Here is a 15,092-nt window from a genome sequence, read left to right as displayed (position 1 = left end):
TTGTTTGTAAAGTGAATTTTCAATTTCAGATTATTTGTGATTTCTTTCGGTTTTCCATTTTTATTTTTCCTGATTACTGCATAGATTTTAATTGTTCAGGATTTTTTACCACAAATTCCGTACGTCTGTTTTGTTGGTGTTATAATATTAGTTAAGGGGTAGATGTGTTTTTTAAGGCCTTATTTTAACTATAATAGCTATGTTGTACGTGTAGGTTTTAATAAAGACAGTACTTACTTAAGCTCTAAGAATTCTTACTTAGAAGATATCATATAATAGGTCATATTTCAACAGCTTGAATATCAATTTCACAGTTATTTAAAAGCCATTTTAGTAGGTCTACCGATTTTAGTACCAATGTGCAACAGCAAAAACTTGAAAACTACCTAGAGTTATATTGAAGAGATTTATAAAATTTTAAAAAATATATTCTCAATATGCGTCCGACTGGGCATACCTTAAATAAGCCCCCCGGCCGATTCCTGGGGGAAAGTTAAAATCACTATAATAATTAGCCTTCAATTATTTAAATCTAACTTTTATTGCCAATTATTGTATCTGTTGAAAATTAATTAAGCTTATCCTCTAGTATTCAAAATCCTATTTAAACCTTTAAATATTATGCAAATATTATGCAAATGGATTATTATAGCAGAGACAGGAAGGTGTAAAATAACCCCTTGAAAATCAAGAGGTTGTTTGTGATCGCAGAAGGATTTGAACCTTCGACCGCCTGCTTAGAAGATAGTAAAAACTACAAGTGATTGATTACGTGTATTTTATAAAAATTATTTACATTCCCTTATCATTACTTATTCAAATCTTTACTTCAATATTTTTCAAATTAACATTAACACAATTAAAGTTTCTGGTTTGGACGAAACTATTTTTAATATTTTAAAGTGTTGTTTTCAGTTTCTTAAATTTTAATAAACTGTTTTTATACCGAATTTTACACCGCAATTTCCCATTGAAGTATAGACTTGTTATACCCCTATTTCATTCAACTATAAATTAACCCAAGTTACCAAGCCTGTATTCATAATTAAAAAGGAGTTTTTGATTTAACAAAAGCCCCCCTTTTTAATTTAATTGGTTTCTTCAATATATAGTAATCAATTACTCATATTTTAATGCATTTACAGGATCAGAATTTGCAGCCAGATACGCTTGAGAACTTACCGTGATTAGCGCAATTAACAGTGCTAATAATGTGGCGAAAATAAATGGTAATAGTGGCATGTCAATTTGATAGGAGAAATTAGATAACCAGTTTTTCGCTAACAGATATGTTATTGGCCAGGCAAAAAGATTTGAAATTAACACCAACTTCATAAAATCTTTGGTTAACATATTCATAATTTGCCCTACTGAAGCTCCCAATACTTTGCGTATTCCAATTTCTTTAGTGCGTTGTTCCGCTGTATAAGATGCCAAGCCATATAAGCCCATTGCTGAAATTATAATGGCTAAAATAGTTAAGAAAAAAAACATAGTTCCAAAATTTTCTTGTTGCCTCAGCAAAGCTCCAAACTTTTGATCCAAGAATGTATATCTAAATGGATGTGATGGCTCCAATTTATTCCATTCCTTTTCAATAAAAGCTATAGTTTCATTCATGTCATTTGCAGCAATTTTGAAAGAAGCAAACCAAACATAATTACTAACAGATAGGACCATCGGTCTGATTGGCTGATTAAAACCTTCAATATGAAAATCCTTTACAATTCCAATAACGGTTCCATATTCCATATCTCCATTTTGATTTCCGAATCTGCCAAGACGCCTTCCTATTGCATTTTCAATGTTTAAGTTTTTTACAGCTGTTTCATTAAGAATAAAATAAGGTATAGAGTCAGACTCTTTTTCCCTATCAAATTCTCTTCCATCTAACATTTGAACATCTAAGGTCTTAAAAAATTCATAATCAACCTCCATATTCCATAATGGCAATTGTTCTTCACTTCCTTCAAAAGAAAACATATTTTGATTAGGTGTATCCCCTGGAAAATATGAAGCTCTTGAAACACTTAACACATTACTATTCTTAAGGAAAATATCATTATAATTCCTGAAATTCTCAGTCATTTTATCCGTTTGAATGGGTACTATTAATACCTGATCTCCTTTAAACCCAATATCCTTATTGTGCAAATAGGAAATTTGTTGAAAAATGATAATCATTCCAATAATTAAAATGGTTGATGCTGTAAATTGAATAATTACCAACCCTTTTCTCAATAAAGCACCTCCTTTAGTTTTAGTAAGATCACCTTTTAAAACTGCTATAGGTTGAAATGCCGACAAGAAAAATGCTGGATAGCTTCCTGCAAACAAGCCGTATAATAAAGTTACCAAAAGAGAAAATAATAGTGTCTGATTAATGTGATCATTAAAAAGAGTAAGATTTGTTTCCATAACATTATTAAATCCCGGCAAAAATAATTCCACTAAAATAAAGGCTAAGAACAGTGCTATAAAACTTTGAATAATAGATTCTATTAAAAATTGTACAATTAGCATCTTTCTTGAAGCACCTGTTACTTTACGCACACCAACTTCTTTTGCTCTTTTCCCAGATCTTGCAGTTGATAGGTTCATAAAATTGATTCCTGCTATTAATATCACCAACAATGCAATTCCAATAAACACATAGATATAGATAATATTTCCGTTTTGTTGAATTTCCCAATCTTTATGTGAATATAAATGGATATCCTTTAATGGTTGTAGTTGATACTCAAAAGAATTGCCTTGCTTTAAAAATTCCTCCACTGTAATTTTTAAATATCGTTCTACATCAGGTTCAATTTTTTTCATGAAATTCGCCTTCAATTCCACTTCAAAATCAGCAACATCTGCACCTTCTTTTAATTTTACATAAGTATGAAAATTGTTACTCATCCATACATTTTGAATTTGATTTTGAGCTATAAACATATCAAATTGAAAATGCGCATGCCCTTTTGGCTCTTTTACAATACCTTTTACTATTAAATCTCTTCGGTTATCATAATTTACAATTCCCCCCATAGGGTTCTTATCTCCAAACAATTTATGAGCTGATTCTTCTGTTAACACTACCGCATTGTCTTCATTTAAAGCTGTATTTGGATTCCCATGAATAAATTCATAATCAAATACTTTAAAAAATGTACTATCTGCAGATACGCCATGTTGAATATATACTTTCGTTTGTTCATGACGCATTAAAATTTCTTGTCTGAAAGGGCTGATTCTAGTTGCAGTTTCTACATCTGTAAATTCTGTTCTAAAAGCGTTTGCCATTGGACTGGGCGATACTGGAGCATCCATTTTTTGCCCCATCATATCCGCTTTTATTCCTGTTCTATAAATACGCTCGTAACCATCCCAATGTTTTTCATAACTGGTTTCGTCTTTTACAAACATAAACACCAGTATGCTTACAGTTAAACCCAATGCCAAGCCTAAAATATTAATAAAGGCATACACCCTGTTTTTATTTAAGCTTCTAAAAGCTACTTTTAAATAATTCTTAAACATTTTTTTGGTTTTAAATTAAACTGCTGCCTGGCTTACCTTACTTTTCTTTTCAGAAACTACTTGTCCATCTAATAAATTTATAATCCTTTGAGAATAACTTGCATCATGAGAAGAGTGTGTTACCATTACAATAGTGGTTCCAGCTTCATGTAATTCGCATAGTAGTTCCATTACTTCATTTCCATGAGAACTATCTAAATTTCCCGTTGGCTCATCAGCTAAAATTAACGGTGGTTTTGTAATTAAGGCTCTGGCAACCGCAACTCTTTGTTGCTGCCCACCTGAAAGTTGTTGCGGAAAATGCGATGCCCTATGGGCAATTCCAATTTTCTTAATTAATTCATTCACTCTTTCTTTACGTTCAGAAACACCTATTTTATTGTAAATTAAAGGCAACTCTATATTCTCGAATACCGTTAGTTCATCAATCAAATTAAAGTTTTGAAATATAAATCCTATATTTTTTTTTCGAACTTCAGAACGTCCCTTTTCGTTTAATTGACCTACTTCATTTCCAAGAAATTCATAACTGCCACTTTCAGGTTTATCAAGCATTCCTAAAATATTTAACAGCGTTGATTTTCCACAGCCTGATGGTCCCATTATAGATACAAATTCTCCTTTTTCTATTTTAAATGACACTTCGTTTAATGCCGTTGATTCTACCTCTTCAGTTCTGTATACTTTTGTGAGTTTTTCTAATTTTATCATCACTTTAATTTTTTAGTTTTTTATTTTAATTGTTTCATAATTTTTGTAATCTTCATAAGAAGAGGAAATAAATTTATCACCTGCGCTTAAACCTTCCAATACCTGATAGTAACTTGGATTTTGGCTGCCCAATTTTATAATTCGCTTATGTGCTTCTCCTTCATCATCTAAAACAAACACATATTGTCCTCCTGATGATTGGAAATAACTTCCTCTTGGTATCATCAATGATTTTTGCGCTTTTGAAAGTTCTAAACGAACCTGAACGGATTGACCAATAGTAATTGCTTTTGGAGCTTCATTAACAAATATTAATTCAACTTCAAATCTCCTATTCACTACTTCTGGCAATACCTTTTTAATTTTTAATTCTATTATATTTCCATCGAAAGAAAAACGTGCCAATTGTCCTGGTTTTACTGAACTTAAATAGTACTCATCCGCTTGACCCTTAATTTTAAAACCGGCTTGTACATCAATCTTTGCAACTGTTTGATTTCTTATATAGGATTCACCTATAACCGGATCAAATGAAGACAACATTCCTGTAACGGGAGCGCGTACTAACATTTTTTCAATATTTTCATGAATCAATTCTAAATTACGTTGCATCATAACTATAGACTGGTTAATCTGTTTAATTTGATCTTTGTTATCACGCCTGTTCTTTTCAATATTTTCATTCATAAAATCGCGTTTCTTTTGTTGATATTTGTAAGTTTCTCTCATATCAACAAAATCATTTTTGGCAATAACATCCTTTGAAAAAAGAACAGAATCTACTTTATAAGACCTCCCTACTTCAGCCAGCTTATTCTCACTATCAATAAGTGTTTCAGCAAGATTAATTTGTTCCTTATCCAATGATAATCTTAAATTTCTTAGGTTATTAATTTGCTCCATAATGGCTGTTTCCTGATTCATATATCCCAGCGTTACTGATGGATTACTTAAGCGAACTAATGGCGTTCCTTTTTCAACCATCACCCCATCTTCAATAAATATTTCTTCAACCGTTCCTCCTTCAAGCGTATTTACCAAAACCAAATTAATTGGTTCTATATCTCCATCTATTAAAATCATATCCTGAAAATTACCTTCAATAACTTCTTTCACAGAAATCTTAGATCCATCAACTTTATAAATTTTTCTATTAAATGACTTGAAACCCAAAAAAAGCAATAAAATTAATAAGACTGATCCTACGATATAATATAATTTTTTTTGACTCCATTTCTTTTTATCAATCTTTCTGTCCATTCCCATTTGTTTCATTTCAAAAATTTAAATTTATTGTTGTTAATTTTTGTTTTAGTTAATCGTTACTAGAGACAATTCTGAATAATAGTTAAAATATAAAGTGTAATTGTGATAAGTATTGTAATCATAATAGTATGTATTTTATGTTTAAAATTAAAAAGTAAATCGTCTATGACCTGACCATTGAATTCTTTTACTGTTTTTAAAGTTTAAATAAAGTGCAAGCTTTCTTTCGTCTGTTGGTGTATTAATAGCTGTTTTCATAATAGTATATTTTAATGGTTTATTTCTTTCAACTTAGTCTGTTCAATGCTTGTGCCACAAAAATAATCGATATTATAATATTGATTTTCAGATTATTACATTTTTAACCAAAAAACAGAGTGTTCATTTTCGGACGTTCCATTGTTCATAAATGAACATTTTGTACTTTAGTAAAAATTTTAAACTTTTTTTAAAATGTCAAAAACGCAAGCGAATATATTGATTATAGATGATGATGAGGATGTTTTGTTATCTGCCAAGCTCTTATTGAAAAAACAGTATACAAATATTATTACCCGTACCAATCCTAAAGAAATCAATCAGCTCCTGTCAACAGAAGCTATTGACATTGTTGTCTTAGATATGAATTACCGGATAGGTTTCAATGATGGAAAAGAAGGAATGTACTGGTTAAAGCATGTATTGGATATTAATCCGAAAATGATTGTCATTTTAATGACTGCTTATGGTGAAGTTGAATTGGCCGTTGAAGCCATTAAAAAAGGTGCCTTTGATTTTATTTTGAAACCATGGTCCAACGAAAAATTTTTAGCTACTATTCATGCTGGTCTGGAATTGAGCAAATCGAATCATAAAATTTCAATTCTAAAATCGGCCAATGAAGCCTTAGTGAAAAATATTGACCAAAAATTTGGAGCAATCATTGGAAAATCGGATGCCATGCAACAGGTCATGGAGATTATTGAAAAGGTAAGCCCTACTGATGCCTGTATCCTTATATTAGGCGAAAATGGAACGGGAAAACAACATATAGCCAGAGAAATTTATAAACAATCAAATCAAAAGAATGGGCCTTTCATTCATGTAGACCTTGGATCCCTTTCTGAAAATTTGTTTGAAAGTGAACTTTTTGGACATAAAAAAGGTGCTTTTACAGATGCAAGAGAAGACAAACCAGGAAGGTTTGAAATGGCAGAAGACGGTACTTTATTTCTTGATGAAATTGGAAATTTACCATATAATTTGCAATCTAAATTATTAACTGTGCTTCAAGACAGAAAAGTATCACGACTTGGAGAAGGCATTGAACGCCCCTTTAATGCTCGATTGTTATTTGCCACCAATGCTCCATTAAATCAATGGGTAATAGAAGGAAAATTTAGACAAGATCTTTTGTTCAGAATTAATACTGTTGAAATTGAAATCCCTCCACTCAGAAAAAGACCTGAAGACATTGCCGATTTTGTTGCTTATTACTTAAATTCCTATAAGCGAAAATACCATAAGTCACATTTAAAGATTAATGATCATGCTATTAAAGTACTCCAGTCTCATCACTGGCCTGGTAATGTTCGGGAAATTCAACATACAATTGAAAGAGGGGTAATTATGTCTGACGGTCAGGAAATAAGAGCTTCTGATTTCAACTTAACTGCTTTACCTATTACAGCTGCGAATAGCAACCCAGAATATAATGATTTCAATTTACAAAACATAGAGAAATTATTGGTTCAGAAAGCTGTGGAAAAACATGAAGGCAACATTTCCAAAGCTGCCAAAGAATTGGGACTAACCAGAGCTGCATTATACAGGCGTTTAGAAAAGTTTAACTTATAATCCAACCATTTTGATTAAGAGATTTACCATACAAGTTGCATTACGAATTTTTAGTATTCTATTATTTTGTGTATTATTTTCTTTTTTTATACTTAAAAATCTTTGGTTTAGTACTGCGGGAATTGGTGTTCTGGTTATAATTCAAGTGTTTTCTTTAATTCGATATGTCAATATTACCAATTACGCTCTCGTCAAATTTTTGGACGCTTTAAAAAACGAAGATTACTCCGTATACTTTTCCCCATCTAAAAAGGGTGATTCCTTTGTGAAGGTTTATGATGATTTTAATTTAATCATAAAAAAATTTGAAAGGAATAAAATAGAAAAAGAAGCACAGTATACCTATTTTAAATATATTTTAGAGCATGTCAATTTAGGAATTGTCTCTATCAAAAAAGAAGACTTATTTAATGAACACGCTGATGCAGAAATTCCATTTTTGAATAAGGCCGCATGTGATATTCTTAAACAGCCAGAACATAAGTACTGGCATCGATTGGCTAAAAGTGTACCTTGGCTGGTTATAGAATTAAAAAAAATAGCGAATGGCGGAAAGATTTTGGTTGATTTAGAAGATGAAGTTGAACGGAAACAGTTGTCCCTAGAAGTTATTGAAATACAATTATTGAACACCCCTTACCTTATTATTACTTTTCAAGATATAAGATCTGAAATTGAGCAGAAAGAAATTGAAGCCTGGCATAATGTAATTAAAATTTTAGCTCATGAAATGCTCAATTCCTTTACCCCGGTAAGTTCTTTAGCTTCCACCATAAAATCTCTTACAGAAAATGAACAAGGTGAAATTCTAAATTTTAATGAGTTGGAGAAAGATGATATTGAAGACATCAATACAGCCGCTTCAACTATCAAAAAACGTTCAGAGGGCCTGTTGGTTTTTGTAAAAGATTATAGAAAAATCTCTAATGTTCCAGTTCCGCAACTAACCAAGATTAACGTAAAACAATTTTTAACAAGTATAAAGTCACTTATGTCCCCAGTAATAGAAGCTGCTCAGGTTGACTTAAAGATTTCACCTATTCCGCCAAATGCATCTATTAATGCTGATAGCAAACTGATTGAACAAGTATTAATCAATCTTATCAACAACAGTATTCACGCGTTAGAAGGAAGAAAAAACCCAACAATCAAAATAAGCTGTAACATTGAATCTAATAAAACAATAATTGTTATTACCGACAATGGAATGGGTATTGAAGAAAAAATTATGAATCAGATATTTATTCCATTTTACACCACCAAAAAGAATGGTTCAGGCATCGGATTAAGTCTTTCAAAAAACATTCTAAAAAAACACGGAGGGAATTTATTGGTAAACTCAGAAGCTGGTTTATTTACTACTTTTTCACTTGTGTTTAAGAATTAAAATTTCATTTAATGATTTTTTTTCGAATGAAGAAACTCCCTGATGCCATATTCAAAAACATTTTGAAAACCTTAAAAATAAATTATGTACAGTAAATTGTAACGTTGATTGTTTTATTTCTCTCTACCTTGATTTACAGCTCTTCTTAAGAAATACCATCTCAATTAAGATGCCTTTTACGGTCTATACAGGACTTGAAGTATCCCAAAACATTTGTCAAATATTAGAAGGAAAAATATTATAAAAAAACTATAATATAAGTGTCTATAAAAATTTGAGATTTTGTGCAAATTTTGTGCAAATAAGTTTTTACAACCAAGATAGAAACGTTTAAAAACAACACAACCCACTGAAAATCAGTGGGTTGTGTTGTGATCGCAGAAGGATTCGAACCTTCGACCGCCTGCTTAGAAGGCAGGTGCTCTATCCAGCTGAGCTATGCGACCATTGGATTAATAATTAACCTGATTCTTAAATAAATAAGAATTGTTTGTCGGGGTGGCAGGATTCGAACCTGCGACCTCCTGCTCCCAAAGCAGGCGCGATAACCGGGCTACGCTACACCCCGAAAAATAAAAAAGCGGAGAGACAGGGACTCGAACCCTGGCGACAGTTACCCGTCGACAGATTAGCAATCTGCTCCGTTACCACTCCGGCACCTCTCCTAATATTTGCTTTATGAACTTATTTTTGCGAGTGCAAATGTAGCATTACAAATGCATTCACACAACATTTATTTGCTTTTTTTAATGAAAACTTGAACATATTTATTCAGGATATTCAATTCTTAAATGATAAATATTCTTTAACTTCTTCTTTAACACCTTTTTAATGGTTTCCAGCTCTTTAAAAGTAATATCCGCATTCATAAATTGCCCATCATCCATTTGTTTATTTACAATTTTTTCAACCAAATCATCAAAAGCCTTGGCTGATGGTTCTTTAATGCTTTTTGATGCGGCTTCAACAGAATCACACATCATTAAAATAGCGGTTTCTTTTGAAAACGGAATTGGACCCGGGTAATGAAAATTACTTTCAGCAAAAACATTTCCACTCATTTCTTCTTTTTTAAAAAAATAATAAACCAGCGTAGTTCCGTGATGCGTTCTTATAAAATCAATAATTCTATCAGGAATACGATTCTTTTTTGCCATTTCCACACCATTAATGATATGATCAATAATAATTTTAGCACTATCGGTTGGCGTAAGTTCATTATGCGGATTCACATTGGTTGCCTGATTTTCCGTAAAATACATAGGATTTACAATTTTACCAATATCATGATACAATGCTCCGGTGCGCACCAACATTGAGTTTGCATGAATTTCATTGGCACAAGCTTCGGCTAAATTGGCAACTTGTAAAGAATGTTGAAATGTTCCGGGAGCTTTTTCGGCCAATTCGCGCAATAATTTAGAATTGGTGTTCGACAATTCTTTTAAAGATTCATCAGAAACCAAACCAAAAAGTTTTTCAAATATATAAATTAATGGTAAAACAAATAAAGTTGCCGCCCCATTCATCGCAAAATAAGCCAGTTTTTCCAAATTTATATTTAGGGCGTTCCCTTCCTGAATCACGGAAAAAGCAAAATAGGCCACAAAATATACAACCGTAATTTGTAAGACAGAAATAAATAAATTTGCCCTTTTGTACAGCTCTGAAATGGTTAAAATGGTCACTATCCCCGCAATAATCTGTAAGAAAACAAATTCAAAACTGTTGGGTACTATAAAACCAAGCAGCAATACGGTTAACGTGTGGGCAAACAAACCCAATCTTGAATCAAAAAAAGCTTTTAACACCAGTGGCAATATAACAATGGGTGCCGCATAAATAAATTTAGCGTCATATTTAACAATAACTGTAATTAACAGGATTACCAGCACCATGTTAAAAAAGATGAATGTCACTTTGTTGTTGTTGTCAAAAATGTCCAACCTATATTTTCTTAAAAAAAGCAACAACATTAAAAATGACAACGCCACCAATAACGAATACCCTAATACAATCCAATTGGAATTAGATTTGCTCCACACTTGCGAATCAAATTCCATCTTAAGTGAGTTCAATTTTACGAGCTTTTCTCCTTCAACAATATCCCCTTTGAATACAATGCGTTCTTTTTCTGCAACCAATCCCTTTGTATAGGAAATATGACTTAAATTTTCTTCATATGCTTTTTGGGTAAAATTTTCATCAAAGATTACATTAGGCCTTAATTCGCTTGAAATAATTGATAAAACGCTTTTCTCTTCTCTCGATAAAGGCTGATTTTCAAATTTACTGTTTATAAATTCTGAAATCTGAGATGATATAAAAAGTTTGTTTGGTTGAATGTCCTTAATTTCATTTCCTCTTCTTAATGTTATTCCAACTTTGTCAATTTTTTCCTCGCTTAACGGATCCAAATAGCCATACTCATAAATATCACTTAAAATTTCATCCACTTTTTGGATAAGTTTGTTTCTATTTTGTTCAGATAATTTAGTTGTTGACAGGTATTCTAAAAACCTTTCCGAAGTATTCTTCTTAACATTCAAAACAACCTCATCATTATACTCGAAAAATTGTTTTGACGTTTCCTTAATTTGTAGCTTTTCTGCCTCAATTTCCTTGTTAGATTTTTTAATGGAAAAATCAAATGGCGCATAATAATTTTCATATTGCCAAGGTTTACCTTTTTGAAATTCATACTTAAATTGCCCACCTTTTGGGAATAAATAAACAACTAAAATTATAGTTAAAAGGTATAAGAATAGTTTATATATTAAGGAGTGGTTTACAAGTAATTTGTTTATAATTTTTTTCACTAAGTCTTTATTTGCCCTCCAAAAATAGCAATTATTATGTTAACTGCATTTATGGCCGACGTTATTTTTAAAATACAAGCCTAATTACGGAACAATTATTTTAAATTAGTCACTCAAAAGAAAAAACAGTATTTTTAATCAGCTATAACATAAAACCAAATAAACCATCCTCTAAAAACTAAAAAATTGTATAAAATTGCTTAATTTCGCAATAGAATTTTTGAATATAAACAAAATGAAAGAAGTTGTAATTGTATCTGTTGCCCGAACACCAATAGGAAGTTTATTAGGTAGTTTATCTAATATTCCAGCCCCAAAATTAGGAGAAATTGCTATCAGGGGCGCTTTAAATAAAATAAAATTAGACCCAAAACTTGTTGATGAAGTTTTTATGGGAAATGTAGTTTCAGCCGGATTAGGTCAGGCACCTGCCAGACAAGCTGCCCTTTTTGCGGGAATTCCAAATACCGTTCCTTGTACCACTGTTAATAAAGTTTGCGCTTCGGGTATGAAGGCAATTATGTTTGCTGCGCAATCCATTAAAACTGGTGACGCTGAAATTATTGTTGCAGGCGGTATGGAAAATATGAGTAAAATTCCACATTATCTGGAAGGAAGAAAATCGACTAAACTTGGCAACATTACCTTAGCTGACGGACTTTTAGTTGATGGTTTAATAAATGTTTATGACCAAAAACATATGGGAACCTGTGGTGATTTATGTGCTGATGAATATAAATTCACGAGACAAGATCAAGATAATTTTGCTATAGAATCCTATAAAAAATCTGCAGATGCTTGGGCAAAAGGAAAGTTTTCAAATGAAGTTGTTCCTGTTGAAATTCCTCAAAGAAAAGGAGATCCTATCATTTTTTCTGAAGATGAAGAGTATAAAAATGTGAATTTGGAAAAAATTCCAACCTTGCGTCCTGTGTTCAGTAAAGATGGAACCGTAACTGCCGCAAATGCTTCAACAATAAATGATGGTGCCGCAGCTTTGGTAATTATGAGTGCAGACAAAGCCAAAGAATTAAATCTTAAACCCATTGCTAAAATAATTGGTTATGCCGATGCTGCTCATGAACCAGAATGGTTCACTACAGCCCCAGCGAAGGCTATTCCAAAAGCATTGGCCAAGGCTGGTTTAAAAATAGATGACATTGATTATTTTGAGTTTAATGAAGCTTTTTCAGTGGTTGGATTGGCCAATATTAAAATTTTAGGCATAGACGCTTCAAAAGTGAATGTGAATGGAGGTGCCGTTTCTTTAGGACATCCACTTGGTATGTCTGGCGCCAGAATTGTAATCACATTAGCTTCTATACTTGAACAAAATAAGGCGAAATATGGAGCAGCAGCAATATGTAATGGTGGCGGTGGCGCAAGTGCTGTTATTATTGAACGCCTGTAAACTTATTGTATGGATTACGGAATTTGTAATTTAAGTATTGTTCCTCTTAGAATTGAACCAAGCGACAAAAGTGAAATGGTTTCACAGGTGCTGTTTGGGGAGCATTTTAAAGTGCTGGAAATTCATAAAAAATGGAGCAAAATTAGTATTGCATTTGACAATTATGAAGGATGGGTTGACACCAACCAATACCTTAAGCTTTCAGAACAAAATTTTTTCGAAATTGAACAGTCAAACATGGCTTTGGCTGGCGAATTAATTGATTTCGTAACCGATGTTAAGGAGTCTTTTTTTACCATTACCATTGGCGCATCACTGCCTTTTTATCATGAAAGCACCTTAAAGTTAGGTCTTATAAATTACCGTTATGAAGGTCAGGTTTTTTCTGAAAAGCTACCCAAGGAAGCACTGATTGAAATGTCTGTTAAATTTTTAAATGCGCCGTATTTATGGGGAGGGAAAACCCCTTTTGGGATAGATTGTTCTGGTTTTACGCAGATGGTATATAAGCTTTGCGGCTATAAATTATTGCGTGACGCAGGTCAACAGGCTACTCAGGGCGAAGTTTTAAGTTTTATTGAAGAAAGTGAGCCTGGTGATTTGGCTTTTTTTGACAATGAAGAAGGTGTTATTGTCCACGTTGGAATTATCATGAAAGATAATTATATTATTCATGCCCACGGAAAAATTAGAATTGACCGAATTGACCACAGCGGTATTTTTAATGTTGATACACAAAGGCATACACACAAGTTAAGAGTCATTAAAAAGATTATATAAAAAAAGCTTCCTGATTTTCAGAAAGCTTTCTTTTTAGAATTATTTAAAATAATTATTGTTTTAGTTCATCATAAACTGCTCTAACTTCATTAAGCTTATCAGTCATTTCCAAATTTTCATACAAACCCATTAATGTTTGCATAGTACTAATGTTTGTTTTATTAAATGAAAATGCTTTTTCGTAATAAGGCAATGCTTCTTTATAAATTTCAAATTGTTGCGCCTGTAATTTATCGTATTTTTTAAAGTCTGATAAACTTTTATTCATCTCTTCAATAATTGGTTTTGTTTTTTCAATAATTGCAGCACCAATATTATTGTAAGCATCGGCATAATCAGGTTTCAATTCAATCGCTTTTTTGAAATTTTTAATAGCTTCATCGATATTTTGTTGATCCATATTCATAACTCCAACATTATAATATAAGGTTGGTTCGGTAGGATTTAATCGAATAGCATCTTCTAAACGTTCTTTAAATTTAGCATTGTCACCAGATTTATAGTAAATATTGGCTTCGTCAATCAACAAAGAGTAACTGCTTGGAAATTCTGCTCTTCCTTTTGTAATGACCTCTAAAGCTTTTTCATTATTTCCTTTATCGGCATAATTTTGAGCTAAATTTTTGAAGATTATTTCACGTCTTGATTCTTTTTTCTCTTCTCTAGGGTTTTCAGCCAACCCTATTTTAACTTGCAAGTTCATACTTTTAGCATCGCTAAAAACAACGTCTTCTTTAGTTTCTTTGTCTGTAGCAACATAAACTGTTGTAATTCCTGTGTAATTTAAATCCAACAATTTTTCATATAACTTAATAGATTTATCATAATCTTTACCAAAATAGTAAATCAATGCTGCATTGTCCAAATAAGAAGTATCTCTTGGACTTAATGTATACACTTGTTGAAATTTTTTAGCGGCATTAAGATAATCTTTATCTTCTTTAGTTTCAATTGCTTTACTATAATCATTAGAAGCATTTTCGGCAACAGTAACAATCAATTTATTAAGCAATTCACCAATTTCATTTGTATACTTCGCTTTGCCAATTTCTTTTTCATAACTAATTAACTGATTAAATGCAGCTCCAACTTTATCAATATCAGCAAGGGGCGATGCATTTTGATAAAGTGCAATACCTTTTAAATAATAAAAATTAGCTTTTGTTTTTTCGTCGGCATTGGCAATTAAACCCTCCGCTTGGTTTATTGCTTGTATTGCTGTTGCAAAATCATTTGATTTAATGGCTTTTTCAGCGGTTTTTAGTTCGTTTTTTTGCGCGAATACTGTCATACTAATAAAAAAAGCTGACAGAATTATTAATTGTTTTCTCATTTTTTCTGATTTATTTTTTCTGAT

General features: G+C 31.9%; 9 protein-coding genes and 3 tRNA genes. 4 read left to right on the top strand and 8 right to left on the bottom strand.

Going from position 1 to position 15,092, the window contains the following annotated elements; all coding sequences use genetic code 11:
• Positions 1-1,119: 1,119 nt before the first annotated feature.
• From ABY285_RS01190 to ABY285_RS01180, 3 genes are read right to left on the bottom strand one after another with little or no spacing between them, the layout of a single operon-like run.
• Entirely contained in the window at positions 1,120-3,525 is a 2,406-nt protein-coding gene (locus tag ABY285_RS01190; protein WP_372766161.1) for an ABC transporter permease, read from the bottom strand.
• Between the two features lie 15 nt (positions 3,526-3,540).
• A complete protein-coding gene (locus ABY285_RS01185) occupies positions 3,541-4,236 on the bottom strand; it encodes an ABC transporter ATP-binding protein (RefSeq protein WP_372766159.1) in 696 nt (231 codons plus the stop codon).
• A 12-nt stretch (positions 4,237-4,248) separates the two neighbouring features.
• Positions 4,249-5,511: an efflux RND transporter periplasmic adaptor subunit gene (locus tag ABY285_RS01180; RefSeq protein WP_372766157.1), complete on the bottom strand. Its 1,263-nt coding sequence runs from the start codon at positions 5,509-5,511 to the stop codon at positions 4,249-4,251.
• A gap of 444 nt (positions 5,512-5,955) precedes the next feature.
• Between ABY285_RS01180 and ABY285_RS01175 the strand changes: the two genes are divergently transcribed.
• Both ABY285_RS01175 and ABY285_RS01170 read left to right on the top strand, forming a co-directional pair.
• The gene (locus ABY285_RS01175) at positions 5,956-7,338 is read left to right on the top strand and encodes a sigma-54-dependent transcriptional regulator (protein ID WP_372766155.1); all 1,383 of its coding nucleotides are present in this window, start codon (positions 5,956-5,958) and stop codon (positions 7,336-7,338) included.
• Positions 7,339-7,537: 199 nt separating this feature from the next.
• Complete coding sequence (locus tag ABY285_RS01170; RefSeq protein WP_372766153.1) at positions 7,538-8,725, top strand: PAS domain-containing sensor histidine kinase; 1,188 nt, start codon at positions 7,538-7,540, stop codon at positions 8,723-8,725.
• 372 nt (positions 8,726-9,097) lie between these two features.
• Here ABY285_RS01170 and ABY285_RS01165 read toward each other — a convergent pair.
• The 4 genes from ABY285_RS01165 to ABY285_RS01150 form a co-directional block, all read right to left on the bottom strand.
• Positions 9,098-9,171 (bottom strand) — tRNA-Arg (locus ABY285_RS01165).
• A 47-nt stretch (positions 9,172-9,218) separates the two neighbouring features.
• Positions 9,219-9,293, bottom strand: a tRNA-Pro gene (locus tag ABY285_RS01160).
• 13 nt (positions 9,294-9,306) lie between these two features.
• Positions 9,307-9,390, bottom strand: a tRNA-Ser gene (locus ABY285_RS01155).
• 102 nt (positions 9,391-9,492) lie between these two features.
• Complete coding sequence (locus ABY285_RS01150) at positions 9,493-11,544, bottom strand: HD family phosphohydrolase (RefSeq protein ID WP_372766151.1); 2,052 nt, start codon at positions 11,542-11,544, stop codon at positions 9,493-9,495.
• 235 nt (positions 11,545-11,779) lie between these two features.
• On the opposite strand from ABY285_RS01150, the gene ABY285_RS01145 reads away from it, so the two are divergent.
• Positions 11,780-12,955: an acetyl-CoA C-acyltransferase gene (locus ABY285_RS01145; RefSeq protein ID WP_372766149.1), complete on the top strand. Its 1,176-nt coding sequence runs from the start codon at positions 11,780-11,782 to the stop codon at positions 12,953-12,955.
• Positions 12,956-12,964: 9 nt separating this feature from the next.
• Positions 12,965-13,735, top strand: coding sequence for an NlpC/P60 family protein (locus ABY285_RS01140; protein ID WP_372766147.1), 771 nt, complete (start codon positions 12,965-12,967; stop codon positions 13,733-13,735).
• A 52-nt stretch (positions 13,736-13,787) separates the two neighbouring features.
• On the opposite strand, the gene ABY285_RS01135 is transcribed toward ABY285_RS01140, so the two are convergent.
• On the bottom strand, positions 13,788-15,068 hold the full coding sequence (locus tag ABY285_RS01135) for a tetratricopeptide repeat protein (RefSeq protein WP_372766145.1): 1,281 nt from the start codon (positions 15,066-15,068) through the stop codon (positions 13,788-13,790).
• Positions 15,069-15,092 lie beyond the last annotated feature (24 nt).

This window comes from Lutibacter sp. (assembly GCF_041555395.1).
Classification (GTDB): Bacteria; Bacteroidota; Bacteroidia; order Flavobacteriales; family Flavobacteriaceae; genus Lutibacter.
Note: the sequence above shows the minus strand (reverse complement) of the source record. Positions and strands in the feature narration are given on the sequence as shown.

Bases quoted from the DNA above. Each gene is read 5' to 3' on its own strand.
- ABY285_RS01135 (WP_372766145.1), bottom strand. From the start codon at position 15,068: ATGAGAAAACAATTAATAATTCTGTCAGCTTTTTTTATTAGTATGACA.
- ABY285_RS01145 (WP_372766149.1), top strand. From the start codon at position 11,780: ATGAAAGAAGTTGTAATTGTATCTGTTGCCCGAACACCAATAGGAAGT.
- ABY285_RS01185 (WP_372766159.1), bottom strand. From the start codon at position 4,236: ATGATAAAATTAGAAAAACTCACAAAAGTATACAGAACTGAAGAGGTA.
- ABY285_RS01175 (WP_372766155.1), top strand. From the start codon at position 5,956: ATGTCAAAAACGCAAGCGAATATATTGATTATAGATGATGATGAGGAT.
- ABY285_RS01140 (WP_372766147.1), top strand. From the start codon at position 12,965: ATGGATTACGGAATTTGTAATTTAAGTATTGTTCCTCTTAGAATTGAA.
- ABY285_RS01190 (WP_372766161.1), bottom strand. From the start codon at position 3,525: ATGTTTAAGAATTATTTAAAAGTAGCTTTTAGAAGCTTAAATAAAAAC.
- ABY285_RS01180 (WP_372766157.1), bottom strand. From the start codon at position 5,511: ATGAAACAAATGGGAATGGACAGAAAGATTGATAAAAAGAAATGGAGT.